This window comes from Mesorhizobium ciceri biovar biserrulae (genome assembly GCF_001618845.1).
Taxonomy (GTDB): domain Bacteria; phylum Pseudomonadota; class Alphaproteobacteria; order Rhizobiales; family Rhizobiaceae; genus Mesorhizobium; species Mesorhizobium ciceri.
This window is the reverse complement of sequence record NZ_CP015065.1, coordinates 386,214-400,194: the sequence shown is the minus strand read 5'-3', so window position 1 is coordinate 400,194 and position 13,981 is coordinate 386,214. Positions and strand designations below refer to the sequence as shown.

Below are 13,981 nucleotides of genomic sequence, written 5' to 3'. Positions count from 1 at the left end.
AACTCGCGGCAGTCCCCCCTGGTTCCGGCGAGACATCATACCGCCCCGCCGTGCCTGCAGTGGATTTGGGTCGGCCGCTTGAGTACATCGCCTCTGGCCGATCGTTACTTTCGATCGAGCACCTTTCGGACCTTCTCGGCCAGCTCGTCGATCGTGTAGGGTTTGGTCAAAAGCTCCGTTCCAAAATCGAGCGTGCCATTGTGAACAATCGCGTTTCGCGTGTAGCCGGTGGTGTAGAGCACCTTTAGTGACGGGTGCGATGTCCTGACCTTGTCCACCAGTTCGCGGCCTGACATTTCCGGCATGACCACATCGGTGAACAGAAGCGAAGGCACATGCCCGCTCTCCACGGCGGCAAGTGCATCTCGTGGCCCCGACATTTCCAGGACGGAATAGCCCAGTTCTCGCAGCGCTTCTGCGGCCATCAGGCGTACACGATCTTCATCCTCGACGATCATGATGACCTCGTCTGAATGTCCCGGATGCTCGCCCGCCAAGGCGGCGGCCGGGCTGTCGGGAATGCCGCCATGCGACCGCGGTAGATAGATCTTCAAGGTGGTTCCGACACCGAGTTCGGAATAGATCTTGACGCTGCCGCCGGACTGACGAACAAACCCATACACTTGGCTAAGTCCCAATCCGGTACCCTTGCCGACTCCCTTTGTGGTGAAGAACGGATCGAAGGCTCTTGCCAGCACGTCCGCAGTCATGCCCGTTCCGGAATCGGTGACCGCTATCATCACATACTGGCCCGAGGAGATCGCGTTTTCTCTCGCATACCGATCGTCAATATGGGCGTTAGACGTTTCAATCGTGAGCTTTCCGCCGCCGGGCATGGCATCGCGTGCGTTGACGCAAAGGTTGAGCAATGCGCTTTCCAATTGCCCTGCATCGGCCTCCACATGCCACAGCCCAGCGGCGAGCACCGTCTCGATTGCTATGGTCTCTCCAAGCGTTCGGCTCAGCAGTTCGCTCATGCCGGAGACGAGTCGATTAGGATTCAGGCGCGTCGGTGCCAAGGGCTGCTGGCGAGAGAAGGCAAGCAGCCGCTTGGTAAGTTCCGCAGCGCGTTGTGCCCCATCGATTGCACCGGTGACGAAGTGGTTCACGTTCGTGTCGCCGTTTCGGAGCTTGCGCTGCACGAGATTCAAACCGCCAATGATGACAGCCAGCATATTGTTGAAGTCGTGGGCGATGCCACCGGTAAGCTGTCCCACGGCCTCCATCTTCTGCGCCTGGCGCAGGTGCTCTTCTGCTCGGACGCGTTCGGCAACTTCCTCAGCCACACGCTGCTCAAGAGTGGCGTTGAGCGTCTGCAGCGCTTTGAACAGTCGGGAGTTGTCGATTGCCGTGGCGGCATGACCGGCCAGCCCCAGCAAGGCTGTCTCATGCTCTGCGGCAAAGACACCGCAACCGGAATGTCCGAAGAACAGCCCACCCAGCACTTCGCCCGATCGCGAAATGACCGGCACGGCAAGATAGGATCGCACGGGAAGATGGCCTTCCGGCATTCCCTTCCTCGGCGAATTTTTTCCATAGCGCACATCCATGAGGATATCATCGGAACGCACCACGCCCGTCCCGCGAAAAGTAGGCTCGAACACGGCCGTGTTGCGTGGCATGGGAAAATTTTCGAAAGCGGAGCGTGGCGCTCCCGACAGGGCGTAGAGCACATAGCTGTCCCCCTTGTCATCGAGGACATTGTAGAAAAAAGCTCCGAATTGCGCGCCTGACAGCGCGACGCCAGCGTCGGTGACAATCTGGACAATGCGCTCCACGTCCAGCTCGGCTGCCACGGCGGCGGCAGTCGCATTCATCATCTGAAGCTGGTTCTCCACCCGCTTTCGCGCGGTAATATCCATGACGGTGCCGATGAAACGCACCGCGCGCCCGGACCGGAAAAGAGATTCGCCCGTTGCAGCTATCCAACGCTCCTTTCCGTCGCGCAGCCCGATCGTCCGATATTCGATGTCGTAGCGGGAAGACTCGCCCGGCGCGAGCGCCCGGCGTACGGCCTCATCCGCCCGTTTGCGGTCTTCTGGATGGAGACCGGCCAGGAACGCGCTCTCATATGTCACCTCCGCCTCAGGTGGCAGACCGAAGAGAGCTTTGCATCGGTCGTCCCAACGCAGCACCCTTGTGATGGGATCATAGTCCCACGTTCCGATAGCGGCTGCATCGGTCGCTAGCCTTAGCCGCTCCTCGCTCGCTCGGGCAGCCTGTTCCGAGCGGACGCGCTCGATGTGAGCCCATGACCGCTCTGTCACCTCCGCCAGCAAGGACAGTTCGCGCTGCGACCAGACGCGGCGCTGCGTGTCGTGAACGGCCATTAGCGCAGCCAGCCGGCCTTGCTTGACCAAGGGCATGCAGATCGTTGCCGTTATGCCGATATCCTGAAAGGTCTTTGCTTCCTCGGGTGCAATTTCCTCGAGATTGTTGTTGATGACGAGCGGCCGATTGGCGGTCAGATTGCCAACAGCGAGGCGACCGAAATCGGCAAGACTGTAGTATCCCCTGATGCTAGGCGAGCCAGGAGCGCTCCAGTCGCCGCGAATGGTGAAGTGGTCCTGGTCCGGCTCCATGTCAGCGTAGGCGCAAATCGAAACGCCTAGATGTTCGCCAAGTAGACGGGTGGTGACCTCCATGACAGCGTCGGCATCTGTCGCCGGGGAGATCTCTCTGCCGAGGCGATCCAGAAAGGCCAGGCGCTCGGCATTTTCACGCAGGGCCTTCTCCGCACGAAGCCGTTCAATTGCGGTGCGCGTCCGGTCAGCCACTTCCGAAACCAGAGCAACCTCGGCCGGCGTCCAGTGTCTTGGCTCGGAGTGATTGAGGTACAATAACGCAACCAACCCGCCGCGCTCCGTAACCGGCATGTTGATGACGGATTGGGCGCTGATTGCTTTGAGAGCCTCGGCATGGTCGTGGGTTCGCGGGTCTGTCTCGGCATTCTCGAAGACGACCGTCTCGCCTCGTTTCAAATCATCGACATAGGAGCCGTAGTCCCTGAAGTTCAGAGTTCCGGCCAGACTTCGGATTCCCGGCGCGTTCCAGTCTCTGTCGATGACTATCGTTTCTTTCTCGAGATCGATCGTGCCATATCCGGCTCGACTGATGCCAAAATGCTTCCCAAGCAATTCCGCTGCCGCAAATGCCAGTTCGGCAGGATCATCGATCTCCCGAATCCTGTCACCCAACCCCGCCAGAAGCTGGAAGCGCTGCACTTCAGACGAACGTTCGCGTGACGTGACTCCCATTTCGCCCCCGGTTGGTCGGACTAGATAATGCCGTCAGTCGCGAAGAGTTCCAGGCGCCGGACAACAGGTCGGGGCTAGGCCGCCGACGCATTGCGAAGAAACTTGCGTCACGACAGCCAAGGACAACTCCATATGCGCCCTCAACGGGCGAACGACGCGCCGTGCATCATAGTTTAATGACACCTGCCGGGCTGTGCCGCATAAAGCCATTGTCAGCGGCTGTGTAACGGGCGCCGCTGCTTGGGAGCAATCCCACTGTAGCCGAATAGGAGCGCCTGATGCTTAGCCGACCAACCCGCACGAATACGGAAGCTCTCTACCCCAGTGACCTGAACATCCTTCGCGACGCGTTCGACGCGCTGTGCCAGGAATTTGCTATCTTGCCCGACACGGCGGCGGCCAACGCCGTAGCGAGAGAGCTGATCAGGTTGTTTGAAACAGGAATGACGGAAGCGGCCACACTGATGATCGCCGTGCGCGCACGTTGGCAAGGCGACTGGGAGATGGGAGGCAGCAATGCTGCCTGAGGTTTGATGATCAAGCGCAATCAACCCGCTGCATCCTTTTCGACACCGCCGCGTTGAGCGTCAAACCTGCCAGAAATGTCCGATGCGCTGGCACAATGACTGGAGCGACCGATGCCGAAATTCCGCTTCGAGTTTATCGAAGGCATGGCCCAGCCTGCAATCTTTGCCGATATGGCTGATCGAGATGAGGCTGTCAGAGAGGCGAAGCGTGCAGCCAAGGAGGCCATGCTCGACGGAATTGTCGATGGCGTGGACCCGACCAGTTGGGTGACGAAGGTTTACGACGAAGCAGGCTATCTCGTCGCCACTCTCGGATTCCAGGATCTGGTCGCCGCGCCCAGGGATACGGAAGAGTTCAAGGAAACAGAGGAGCCAGGCGTCTTGCGATCGGGTTGAAGCCGGTTTCTCCGCTGTCGCCCTCGAGCCAGATGTTGCGGCCGCCGGGCAGATCACGCCGTGAACCCGAAAAAGACCGTTTCTGGCTGGTGCGGACAGCCTTTTTGTTTAATCTCCGAAAGACGCGCAGAGGCTGCAACACGGCTTCAGCCCGCCTCGACGCTCTCGAGACGGGCGCGCGGGAGTTGAGATGCGATGCATAGAGACGCCTTCACCCCATCAGAACTTGCCCTGCTCAGTCGCGTCTTCGCACGCAGCAAAATCAAAAACGAAACCGCAACCGAGAAGGAGCGGCGCGCATCACGTATTCTGGCTTACTACCAGGCTGGGGTCACGGATGAGGATGAGCTAGAACTGCTTTTCTCGCCAACCGCTCGGAAGGTGACGATTAGTCTTCCTTCTTCAGAGCTTCCGCCTCGTCTTTGAGCTTCGGCCAATCAGCGCCATGCCTGCGAAGCAGCGTTCGTGCCTGCTTGGGGTCAATTTCCGTGAGCTCGACCAGATGTTCGACCTCAAGGTCCTGGCCTTTCGCAACCCGGCTTGCCTCGTTCGCTTTTCGTTGCATCTCGACGACCCTCTGCTGAGACAACATGAACGAGCGCTGAGAGTGCGCGTTCCAGAACTTCATACAAAAATCGCGACATCGATTAAATCAGTCGTATTGCGCCACTGAGGCGGGCATGCCCTTCTGCTGCGGCTTTCCGATTTCTCCAATGTGGAGAACCCGAGCTGGTCGCAAATGGCGGCGGCATCTTCGTGCGACAGTCCGGCCACGCGGCATTCGGTTTCGTCGCCGCTCCGTTTGGTGTGCCGGCGTTCGGCAGCGTTCTGTCGCAGCAAGTCCTATCGCACGTTATCTCATCAGCTTGATCTGAAGCGAGATGCTCAGCCTCAGAATCCTGTCGCCGTTTTCGTTCCGCACTTCAACAAATACTTGCTGCCCGTCCACCTCGGTCAGTGCATCTTTCGTAAGGTCGATAAGGCCTTCGAAGCCCACGCGGCGCACCTCCTCCAGACCGGCACATTCGATGCCGATTTCGTCGTGGATGACCACATCTTGATCGCCACCATCAAAGAAAAATCGTGCCATCCGAAAGCTTCCGTCACCACTAAGCTGCGGGGTTCCTTTGGTGCAAGTAGGTCGTTTCGAAATCACCTGCACGAGTGAGGCCGGGCCAATCAAGAGCCTGCACCCTTGGGCCTGTGGTGGCGATGAGGCCTCTACGTCGAAGTTCCTGAAGCATTCGGTTGACGTGGACTGTAGACAAGCCCAATGCATCGCCAAGTGCTGCCTGGGTAATGGGAAGATCCGCGACGTGATCCTGGATGCGTCCAACCGAGCGCAAGCGAAAGATCAGTTCGCACAAGATGTGAGCCATGCGCGTATAGGCCTCGCGTCGTCCCACATTCGTTACCCATTCCCTGTAAATCGCTGCATCGATCAGCGTCGAGCGCCAAAAAGCCGTCGCGATTCGGGGATGCTGTTCGCAAATGGCTCGAAGAGCGTCATGTCGCATGAAGCCCAGTCTGGCTGCTGTCAGGGTCGTGAAATTGCAATCCATGACCGACAGATGCAGTCCGTGCAGATCGGGAATGTCCCCAGCCACAAAGAAGGATGTAATCTGCCGTTTGCCATCGCCGGTAAGTTTGGTGGAACCGAGCAGGCCATCCAAAACCACGAACGAATTGACAGGGCGGTCACCCTCACGCACCAGGTCGTAATTGGCAAGAAAATCCTTCTCCTGAATTTGGATGTCTTTCAAAACATCAATATCGCCCTCTCGGAGATCCGAGATGCTCTGGAGCTTGCGGATAAGTACATCCGAGGATGAAGTGGGTGACAAAGTGGCTACCTAGCTGATGTTGGTTATCGAACTTGCATCCGCGTCAAAAGTTCCGAATAGCCGTAACGAGGCGCCGGACTGCTGGTCGGGAACTGGGAATTCAGGATGCCGAGGCAGGTCCTTGGCCGGGACTTCATTGCACGGGGCACAGGAGTGCTGCACTCCCATAATCGAGCCCCTCGAGCAGCGCATTAACCTATGACATAGGCTGCGCTCGCAATTGTCGCTGCGACATCACATGAGGTGGTTGATCCGCCAAGGCCTGACGCTGCAACCTTACCTATGAGGACCAGATGGCTCCGGCCAGGCATCAGGCAAAAGGCGTCTCACCTGAACCGAGAAATCCGGCCTTGCAAATGGGCATCTCAACGAGCCCGCTTGAGGTGCGGCCGCGCAATGTCGCTACACGGTTGACGAGCGGCTATCTATTGGGGTCACTCATGGTTCATCAGGCGTCTCCAAAATCCGGCCTGGTGGGGAATGGAACTTTCTGCCGATCAGCGGGCTTTCGGATATGTCCTTCGGAAACGATGTGGAGAAATTGATGCGGAACCTTATACTGGCCTTCGCAGCACTTGCCCTACCCGCGTGCCAATCGGCTCCTGAACCGCTGCAATCCGCCGCTATCGAACCTGCTGCCATTCCCTCCCAATCCGCCTTGGATCCTGCCGTTGTTCCCCCCGGCCCGGCAATAATGGATCAATCCGTGGCAATCATTCCTCCTTCAAAGGGCGTTCCAACAAAGTACGCCGCTTTTTCGGGCAACTGGGTCGGGCGATTGGAAGGCACATATGAAGGTAAACTGTCTGTTCAATCTGTTTCTTCAAACGGAAAGGTGACCGTAACCTACGCATGGGGAATTCTGAGCGATGACAATCCGGGTGAGGCCGCGGGCGAAGGAAAAATTGTAGGGAATACGTTGAAGCTGGGGCGCCTCCCGAATGGCGCGGACGTCAGTTTTAGGATGATGCCCGACGGCACGCTGTCCGCAAGCCATACGCTCGCCGGCCAGACCTATACGGGCATGTTCATCAGGCAGTGATCAAAGAAGATACGGCCGCGTTCCCGCGGTTTTTGATCCGAGCATCCCGCGCCCTTGGACCATCTCCCATAGCGGCCCTTGAAATGCCAGTCCCTGGCGTCATAGCCGCTACGTTCGAGGACCGTGGCGGCCCCGGACCGAAGCATTTCCTCAACATGGAGGTCAGGAGACCCGCCTGACCGCCCACGTCCCAAAACACACCACCGATGCCAATCCCCATTAATTCTGAGGGGCTGCGGGGCGTTTCGGCGCGGCTTGCACGGGGTTCGCGCAGGTTCTGTTGGGACCCGGTTTGCGTACGTTATCGAAGGTGTGCGGTGTTGGTTCGCCCCAGGTGGACCTGCTTTGCACCGCCTGCGACAGTCCCGAGCGAATGGCGCTATCCTCGCTGCCGCGAATCGGACGCGGGCTTTTTTCTTGTTTCGTGAAACGAAAGGTCATTCCGCAAGTTGGCTTCCCAAAGGAGGAACCCAATGAAAAAGGATGGCGATGGCCGAGTCGAAAAGGGCAATCAGCAATTGCTTGCCCGACGTCTGTCTGAAGAAGTCGGTATTTCAGAGCCGGATGCGCGCGGTCTGATCAAGCTTATCGGCACGGATTGGAATTCGCTGCTTCGTGAAGCCCGATTTCTGAAAGAGAGGCACTAGAACGCTTCTGCCGGTCACATGATCTCGACTGAAAATATTATTGCTCTCGCGGCGGTAGTTTCTGGGCTCCGCCGGCTGTGAGCGAAGAACATGCTTCCGCCCCAACGGAGGGTGTCATGACTGCTCCCGCTACCACGCGCTTTCAGAAGGCAGCGTCGACGACAAAACCCGTGTGATGTGGCTGCTCCAGCACTCCGGAGCGCACTTCGAAGAAGCCACTTTAAAGACATGCTACGGGGTAGAGGCTGTTGAGCCGCGCACCTTATGGCTGGATCAGCTCATTGCCAGAACAGGACCGTCCAAGGGAACTGCTGCAGGTGGCGCCTGGGCCAGATGCCAAGGAAACATTGGCTGTTTCGAATGGTTGAGTTCTGCTCGGATGTTGTCACTGGCATCCGACGAAGGCTAGTGGGTCATACCTCGGCCGGGCCGCGCTATTGGTCCCTCCATGGCGCGGCCTTCTTGGGAGAAGAGATTGACCCGTGGGTACGGTTTGGCTCACGCGCGACTGTGCCGCGTAGCGTCGCAGGCGGACCGAAGCGATGGCGCGATGAAGAGGCGCAGGGCCAACCGCCGTTGATCTTCAGGCCGTAAGCCCAGCCCCACACCTCAAACGTTGAAGCCGTTCGCTCGGCACTCGACGCCGTGCGTGGTGCCCGTCAGAGGCGTGAGCCTTGACCGTGGGGTCATCTGCAGTGACTGGCAAAGGCAAGATCATCCGAGCCGGCGCCGTATCCCTCCATACAGCTTGCGGCTTGCTCAACTGCGACTGATTTATGCCGATCGTCGGCGCGTTGCGATGGCACCTCGTAGGAAGGGTCTGCCCGGATAACCGGCTCCAGATCGTGGGGGAAGTTCGGCGCATGGACAGGCAGTGCTTCGGCCGAGTTGTCGCCCTTTTGAGCCATCTCTGGAAGGATTTCAGCGATCTCGACCAGGATTTCCTTGACCAGATGTCTCATCTGCGCGCCCGCCCTGCGGCCCCTTGCTATGGCGATCAAACTTGCTGACGTAGCCAATGTTCCCGCTTGAGCTGAATGGCGCGCGCTCTGCCGGCAAAGATCGACGGAGCGGCTTGACGCGACGGGCCGCGTCCCTCTCGCCTGCATGATCGATATTGGAAAGTCGAAATTTGAACGGACTGTCGCCTGCCTTCGTCGGAGCGTTGGATGATCCGATCACGGCATGTGCCTGACCCCCGACTTGCCTCGCGCAGCTTCTTCCCTGGCTGCTATCTGCCTCTGACGGGGTCGACGGGAACAAAGGCTCGATCATCCGGTTTGGAACCATCCCGTTAAGCACAGGACGAAAGTGCAGCCTGGCGGATGAGATACGGCAGCCGGATTGCTCATGGCTGCTTCGATCTGCATTCGGCAGCCGAGACTGAGCCCAAATGCCTGCAGGAGACTTCGTATGACCGAAGCACGACACAGCGAAGGCAATGAGGTGACTTCGATTGCGGGCACGTCGCCCTTCGCCAGTTTTTTCATGGCTGGTTTTGAGTGCTCGTCGCACCGGCGCAAGGACGGCGTCCGCCTCGATCTTATCCGTGCGACCTCGCATTATTTGCACGCCCTGGGCGACTACCGCGGTTGCGCCGAACTCGGTCTTCGTACCGTCCGCGACGGGTTGCGCTGGCACCTCATCGAAACCGCTCCTGGAAACTATGACTGGTCAAGCTGGACGCCGATGGTCGAAGCAGCGCAATCGGAAGGTGTCCAGGTCATCTGGGACATCTTCCACTACGGATGTCCAGACCACGTTGATCAAGGGTCGATGCATTTCATCGATGCCTATGCCTCGTTCGCTGCAGAAGCTGTGAGGGTTCATCGTTCAATCGCCGGTACAGCGCCTTTGTTGTGCCCGATCAACGAAATCTCGTTTTTCGCCTGGGCTGTTGAGGTTGGCTATTTCCCGCGCGTTGGCCCGAAGAAGCGGGGATGGTTCAAGAGGCACCTCGTGAGAGCTGCAATAGCTGGCGTTCGCGCGATGCGCGAGGTCGATCCCGCTTGCAGATTTGTCTGGGCCGAGCCGCTTATCCACATTGCCCCTCGCGACCGAACGCGGACCGAACGGCGTCGGGCCGAAAATGCCCGTCTCGGACAGTTCGAAGCTTACGACATGCTGCTGGGCCGGGCAGAGCCTGAGTTGGGGGGCAGCGACGATGTTGTCGATGTCGTTGGCCTGAATTTCTACCCGCACAATCAGTGGTACCTCAACGGGCCGACGATTCCCATGGGGCACCACGAGTACCGTGCCCTATCCGAGATGCTGATCGAGGTCGCGCATCGATATGGCAAGTCGATGTTCATCGCCGAGACCGGCTCCGAGGGATCAGGCGGGGCGGCGTGGCTCCATTATGTCTGCGACGAGGTGCGTGCCGCAATTGACCTCGAAGCGCCGATCGAAGGTATTTGCCTATACCCGATAACCGCCTATCCGGGCTGGGACAATTCGCGGCATGCGGAGGTGGGATTGTTTTCGGTCGTCCAGGCGGACGGCAGTCGGCACGTCCGCAAGCCCATCGCGGAGGAATTGGCCCGCCAGCGAGCTTTGTTCGCGGCGAACCTGACGCGTTAATACATGAGCGGCACGAGGGATGTTGCGAGCGCCTGTCGGCGCCGCCTTGCCACGCTCGATGCTCCCAGGTACGTCCGGGTGGGCGAGCTACAGCGCCCCTTCGGCCAACGACGCCTTCCCCGCGCTCGCCCATTCCGGGACGCTCTTCTGGATGCGGGCGAAGGTTGCCAGGGCCTGCCCGACCACCTGATCCATGTTGTAGTAGCGGTAGGTTGCCAGGCGACCGACAAACCACACGTCGGGACAGGTTGCGCCAAGCGCTTCGTAGCGCTTGAAGAGCTCTTCGTTTTCGGCCCGCGGCACCGGATAGTACGGGTCCCCGATGTCGGTGGGATATTCGTAGGTCAGGCTGGTCCGCGCGTTCTGCTGGCCGGTCAGATGTTTGTACTCGGTGATGCGGGTGTAATCTTCCGTCTGGGGATAGTTGACGACGGCAACCGGCTGAAACTGCTCTTGGTCGAGGGTGACGTGCTCGAAGCGGAGCGAACGATAAGGAAGACGCCCCAGCCGCCAGCCGAAGTACTCGTCGATCGGGCCGGTATAGATCAGGCGGTTGAACGGTATCTCGTCACGAATTTCGCGGAAGTCGGTCTGCAGCATGATCTTGATGTTCGGATGGTCGAGCATGCGCTCGAACATCCTCGTGTATCCGCCGGCAGGCATCTTCTGGAAGCTGTCGCTGAAATATCGGTCATCGCGGTTGGTCCTGGTCGGCACTCGTGCCGTCACCGATTTGCTCAGCTGGTTCGGATCGACGCCCCATTGCTTTCTGGTGTAGCCACGGAAGAATTTTTCGTAGAGTTCGCGTCCCACGGTGCTGACGACAACATCCTCGGCCGTTCGCACGTCCTCTACCGTTTCGCGTCGCGACGCGAAGAACTCCTCCAACTGTGCAGAATTCAGTTCGAGGCCATAAAGGCGGTTTATCGTGTCCAGATTGATCGGGATGGGGAGCAGTATCCCATCCACCGCCGCCAGAACCCTATGCTCGTATGTGCGCCATTGGGTGAACTGCGAGAGGTAGTCCACGATCGACTGGCTGTTGGTGTGAAAAATATGTGGCCCATAGCGGTGGATGAGGATGCCGGCTTCATTATAGCAATCATAGGCGTTGCCGCCGACATGGCTGCGGCGATCGACCAAGAGAACGCTTTCATGACGCTGCGAGGCTATTCTTTCGGCAAGCACGCTGCCGGCAAACCCCGCGCCGACGATCAGCCAATCGAACATGGCTATGCGCTCCTGCGCAACGGGACGACCTTCTTGTGTCGGTAGGCGCCCTCAATGTGAGCGGCCATGGCCGTCCATGTTCTTTCCCACGACATGTCAGCCAGATAGGCATCGACTTGCGGCAGCAGCATCTCACGCGGTCGCAAAAGCATGGAGCGCAGCTTGCTCTCCAAGTCGTCACTGTCGGCGATTTCCACCAGTCCAGCAGCGCCGTAGCTGCGCACGACGTCAACGATCGCCGTCGAGATTACGGGCAGGCCCGCAGCCAGGAACTCTGGCGTCTTGGTTGGGCTGATGAACCGGGTCGCTTCGTTGAGTGCAAACGGCATCCAGCCGGCATCCCAATGGCGCAGATAATCGGGCAGGTCGCAGTAGGTCTTCGCGCCCAACCAATGCAGGTTGTCGGCCTTTGGCAGGATTGCAGGATCGATTTTGACCACGGGGCCAATCATGACGAAATGCACGTCCGGCAACGTCCGCGCCGCTAGCGCCACGAGTCCGGCGTCCAGCCGCTCGTCGATGACGCCGAAATACCCCACCCTCGGGCGAGGAATGCCGGCCTGATCGGCTGGGTCCTTTCCTGGCAGCCTTGCCTTGTGAAAGTGTTTCACGTCGATGCTGCTCGGAAAAGGGTAAATAGCCTGATGCAGGCGGCGCTTGGTCTCGAACAGGCTCAGACCACCGGTGAAAACGAGATCGGCACGGCGCAGAAGTGCCTTTTCCATCTGCGCCAGTTCGGGCGGCGCGTTCTTGAAGGCGGAGAGTTCGTCCATGCAGTCGTAGACGCATATGTCTGGGTCAAGGAACTCCGTGAAGCGGAGAGCCATCGGCGTGTAATACCAGGCGATCAGCCGGCTGTGCGGCATAGAAGCTATGATCTGCTGAACAAATCTCCGCTGCACGGCATCTGATTTGGCGGCCGACGCGCCGAGCGGCAGCACTGGTGTCACGATCAGGATGTTTGGCGATGCCTCGCTCGTCCGCATCTGCGGCTGTGGCAGTTCTTCGAAAACAGGCTCCTCAAAGTAGACCACTCTCTGCTGCTCGGATGCGAGGGTGAGGATATGCTGCGGCCGTTGATGAACGAAATTCCATCGCAAGTGGGAGAAGCAAACCAGTAGATTTTCCCTGCCAGTGTGTTTACTGGCGGATACCCTGCCCAAGGCTGCTTCCATTGAGATGTTCCTTCCCGTAATCTTTAGTTTATGTTACGACTAACATTTGTTAAGCGCGGATCGAGGAAAAATAGACTTCGATGCCAGCTCCTAACTTTCCAGCGCGTGAGTTGTTCCAAGGTGAAGTGAAGAGCTCTCGGTCACCGCTCGGATCACGAATGCGACCATATTTCCGCGAAGCTGAGAACGCCCGCCGCGCATCGCCGGGCTTTGAAAGCGTGAGCGACGGGGGAATGTCGGTGGAGAACGGACCTGCCGTATTTGCGTTGAAGTCGCTGGCTATAAAATGCGCAGGACATCAAGTTGATTCGCCCGCATCGCTGGCGAGTCCGTGCCAGGCGAATTCCGGGGCTGATATGAAGATCGACTTTGCGACCAACGTTTTTCCGCTGTTTCATCCGCAAAGCGTGGATGACCTCAAGGACCCTTGCCCCGTCTTTGATGGCAGCCTGTGGCACGTCTTCGGCTCGAGCGGCACGGTGACCACCGAGACGTGGACGATACTGCACGCCACGGCGCCGGACCTTTATGGGCCGTGGACCGAGCATCAGTCGATCGAGCTTCCAATCAATGGGAGTGGTGTTGCGGCTCCGGGGGTCATCCACGAAAGCGGCGTCTTTCACATGTTCATCCAGACCGAGTTCATGAAGTCTGGCGGCCGCTGCGAGCATGCGGTTTCCAATGACGGGTTCCAGTGGGTGGTTCTTAGCCCCGCAATCCTCGCCATCCCGGACACGGAGGAAGATGGCATTTACGATCCGCATCCCGCACTTATTGGCGGCAAGCGCTACCTCGTCTATTCCGCCATGCCAAAATTCACCAGGGTGCCGCAGCCCGACATCTATCTCGCACGCAGCCAATCCGACTCATGGTTCGGTCCCTGGAAGCGGATCGGCAAGATCCTCGACCACAATGATGTGCCTCACCACAACACGAGAGAGGATCCCGACTATGAATGGGGCATTGAGGGCGCACAACTGGTCGAATTGCCGGACGGTCGCGTGCTTCTCAATGCCACTTGCTTTCTGCCCAATGGCCTTCGCGGGAACCGGCAACGCGTGTTTTTTGCCATCGCGGATAACGTTGCTGGACCTTACGTCTCGATCGGCCCGGTGCTGGAACCAGGCCAGCCGGGAGAGAACGGCCACTCGACAGTGATGATCGAAGGCAGCCAGCTTTCACTGTTTTATCAGAGCCGGGTCGCCACGACTGATCATCGGTGGCGCTACGGCTTGGCCAGATGTGACGTCGCTCTGCTTTCCAGGGTCGCGTGATCCGGTCGG

13 protein-coding genes are annotated in these 13,981 nt (G+C 58.8%); 6 read left to right on the top strand and 7 right to left on the bottom strand.

The genetic code is table 11. The annotated features are described in order from the left end of the window. Positions 1–104: 104 nt before the first annotated feature. Positions 105–3,257, bottom strand: a complete 3,153-nt coding sequence (locus A4R29_RS31730; protein ID WP_063174008.1) for a GAF domain-containing protein — start codon at positions 3,255–3,257, stop codon at positions 105–107. 278 nt (positions 3,258–3,535) lie between these two features. Here A4R29_RS31730 and A4R29_RS31725 point away from each other — a divergent pair, with 278 nt between their 5' ends. Continuing rightward, positions 3,536–3,784, top strand: a complete 249-nt coding sequence (locus tag A4R29_RS31725; protein ID WP_013525118.1) for a hypothetical protein — start codon at positions 3,536–3,538, stop codon at positions 3,782–3,784. Positions 3,785–3,895: 111 nt separating this feature from the next. Beyond that, positions 3,896–4,180, top strand: a complete 285-nt coding sequence (locus A4R29_RS31720; RefSeq protein WP_027161872.1) for a DUF6894 family protein — start codon at positions 3,896–3,898, stop codon at positions 4,178–4,180. Positions 4,181–4,568: 388 nt separating this feature from the next. Here A4R29_RS31720 and A4R29_RS31715 read toward each other — a convergent pair whose 3' ends face one another. From A4R29_RS31715 to A4R29_RS31705, 3 genes are all read right to left on the bottom strand, one after another. Further along, positions 4,569–4,808 carry a hypothetical protein gene (locus A4R29_RS31715; RefSeq protein WP_032899472.1) on the bottom strand — a complete coding sequence of 80 codons (240 nt, stop codon included), beginning with the start codon at positions 4,806–4,808 and terminating at the stop codon, positions 4,569–4,571. A gap of 225 nt (positions 4,809–5,033) precedes the next feature. After that, entirely contained in the window at positions 5,034–5,270 is a 237-nt protein-coding gene (locus tag A4R29_RS31710) for a DUF6894 family protein (protein ID WP_063174007.1), read from the bottom strand. A 19-nt stretch (positions 5,271–5,289) separates the two neighbouring features. Then, positions 5,290–6,024, bottom strand: coding sequence for a Crp/Fnr family transcriptional regulator (locus A4R29_RS31705; protein ID WP_013525123.1), 735 nt, complete (start codon positions 6,022–6,024; stop codon positions 5,290–5,292). Positions 6,025–6,556: 532 nt separating this feature from the next. On the opposite strand from A4R29_RS31705, the gene A4R29_RS33755 reads away from it, so the two are divergent. Both A4R29_RS33755 and A4R29_RS33750 read left to right on the top strand, forming a co-directional pair. Further along, a complete protein-coding gene (locus tag A4R29_RS33755; protein WP_244506995.1) occupies positions 6,557–7,066 on the top strand; it encodes a hypothetical protein in 510 nt (169 codons plus the stop codon). Positions 7,067–7,539: 473 nt separating this feature from the next. After that, positions 7,540–7,713 (top strand): hypothetical protein, encoded by a 174-nt coding sequence (locus A4R29_RS33750; protein WP_013525125.1) that lies wholly within the window; start codon positions 7,540–7,542, stop codon positions 7,711–7,713. A gap of 686 nt (positions 7,714–8,399) precedes the next feature. On the opposite strand, the gene A4R29_RS31695 is transcribed toward A4R29_RS33750, so the two are convergent. Next, positions 8,400–8,675 carry a hypothetical protein gene (locus tag A4R29_RS31695; protein ID WP_082827654.1) on the bottom strand — a complete coding sequence of 92 codons (276 nt, stop codon included), beginning with the start codon at positions 8,673–8,675 and terminating at the stop codon, positions 8,400–8,402. 451 nt (positions 8,676–9,126) lie between these two features. On the opposite strand from A4R29_RS31695, the gene A4R29_RS31690 reads away from it, so the two are divergent. Then, entirely contained in the window at positions 9,127–10,293 is a 1,167-nt protein-coding gene (locus A4R29_RS31690; RefSeq protein WP_063174005.1) for a hypothetical protein, read from the top strand. An 87-nt stretch (positions 10,294–10,380) separates the two neighbouring features. Here the strand turns inward: A4R29_RS31690 and glf are convergent, their stop codons facing one another. Both glf and A4R29_RS31680 read right to left on the bottom strand, forming a co-directional pair. Further along, positions 10,381–11,523, bottom strand: a complete 1,143-nt coding sequence (gene glf / locus A4R29_RS31685; RefSeq protein ID WP_063170784.1) for a UDP-galactopyranose mutase — start codon at positions 11,521–11,523, stop codon at positions 10,381–10,383. A gap of 2 nt (positions 11,524–11,525) precedes the next feature. Then, positions 11,526–12,698, bottom strand: a complete 1,173-nt coding sequence (locus tag A4R29_RS31680; RefSeq protein WP_063174004.1) for a glycosyltransferase — start codon at positions 12,696–12,698, stop codon at positions 11,526–11,528. Between the two features lie 158 nt (positions 12,699–12,856). Here A4R29_RS31680 and A4R29_RS31675 point away from each other — a divergent pair, with 158 nt between their 5' ends. Next, positions 12,857–13,972 (top strand): glycoside hydrolase family protein, encoded by a 1,116-nt coding sequence (locus tag A4R29_RS31675; protein ID WP_164752036.1) that lies wholly within the window; start codon positions 12,857–12,859, stop codon positions 13,970–13,972. The last annotated feature ends 9 nt before the right edge of the window (positions 13,973–13,981 follow it).

Coding starts and splice junctions, on each gene's coding strand:
- A4R29_RS31695 (WP_082827654.1), bottom strand. CDS start 8,675: ATGAGACATCTGGTCAAGGAAATCCTGGTCGAGATCGCTGAAATCCTT.
- A4R29_RS31680 (WP_063174004.1), bottom strand. CDS start 12,698: ATGGAAGCAGCCTTGGGCAGGGTATCCGCCAGTAAACACACTGGCAGG.
- A4R29_RS33750 (WP_013525125.1), top strand. CDS start 7,540: ATGAAAAAGGATGGCGATGGCCGAGTCGAAAAGGGCAATCAGCAATTG.
- glf (WP_063170784.1), bottom strand. CDS start 11,523: ATGTTCGATTGGCTGATCGTCGGCGCGGGGTTTGCCGGCAGCGTGCTT.
- A4R29_RS31730 (WP_063174008.1), bottom strand. CDS start 3,257: ATGGGAGTCACGTCACGCGAACGTTCGTCTGAAGTGCAGCGCTTCCAG.
- A4R29_RS31725 (WP_013525118.1), top strand. CDS start 3,536: ATGCTTAGCCGACCAACCCGCACGAATACGGAAGCTCTCTACCCCAGT.
- A4R29_RS31720 (WP_027161872.1), top strand. CDS start 3,896: ATGCCGAAATTCCGCTTCGAGTTTATCGAAGGCATGGCCCAGCCTGCA.
- A4R29_RS31690 (WP_063174005.1), top strand. CDS start 9,127: ATGACCGAAGCACGACACAGCGAAGGCAATGAGGTGACTTCGATTGCG.
- A4R29_RS31675 (WP_164752036.1), top strand. CDS start 12,857: ATGCGACCATATTTCCGCGAAGCTGAGAACGCCCGCCGCGCATCGCCG.
- A4R29_RS31710 (WP_063174007.1), bottom strand. CDS start 5,270: ATGGCACGATTTTTCTTTGATGGTGGCGATCAAGATGTGGTCATCCAC.
- A4R29_RS31715 (WP_032899472.1), bottom strand. CDS start 4,808: ATGAAGTTCTGGAACGCGCACTCTCAGCGCTCGTTCATGTTGTCTCAG.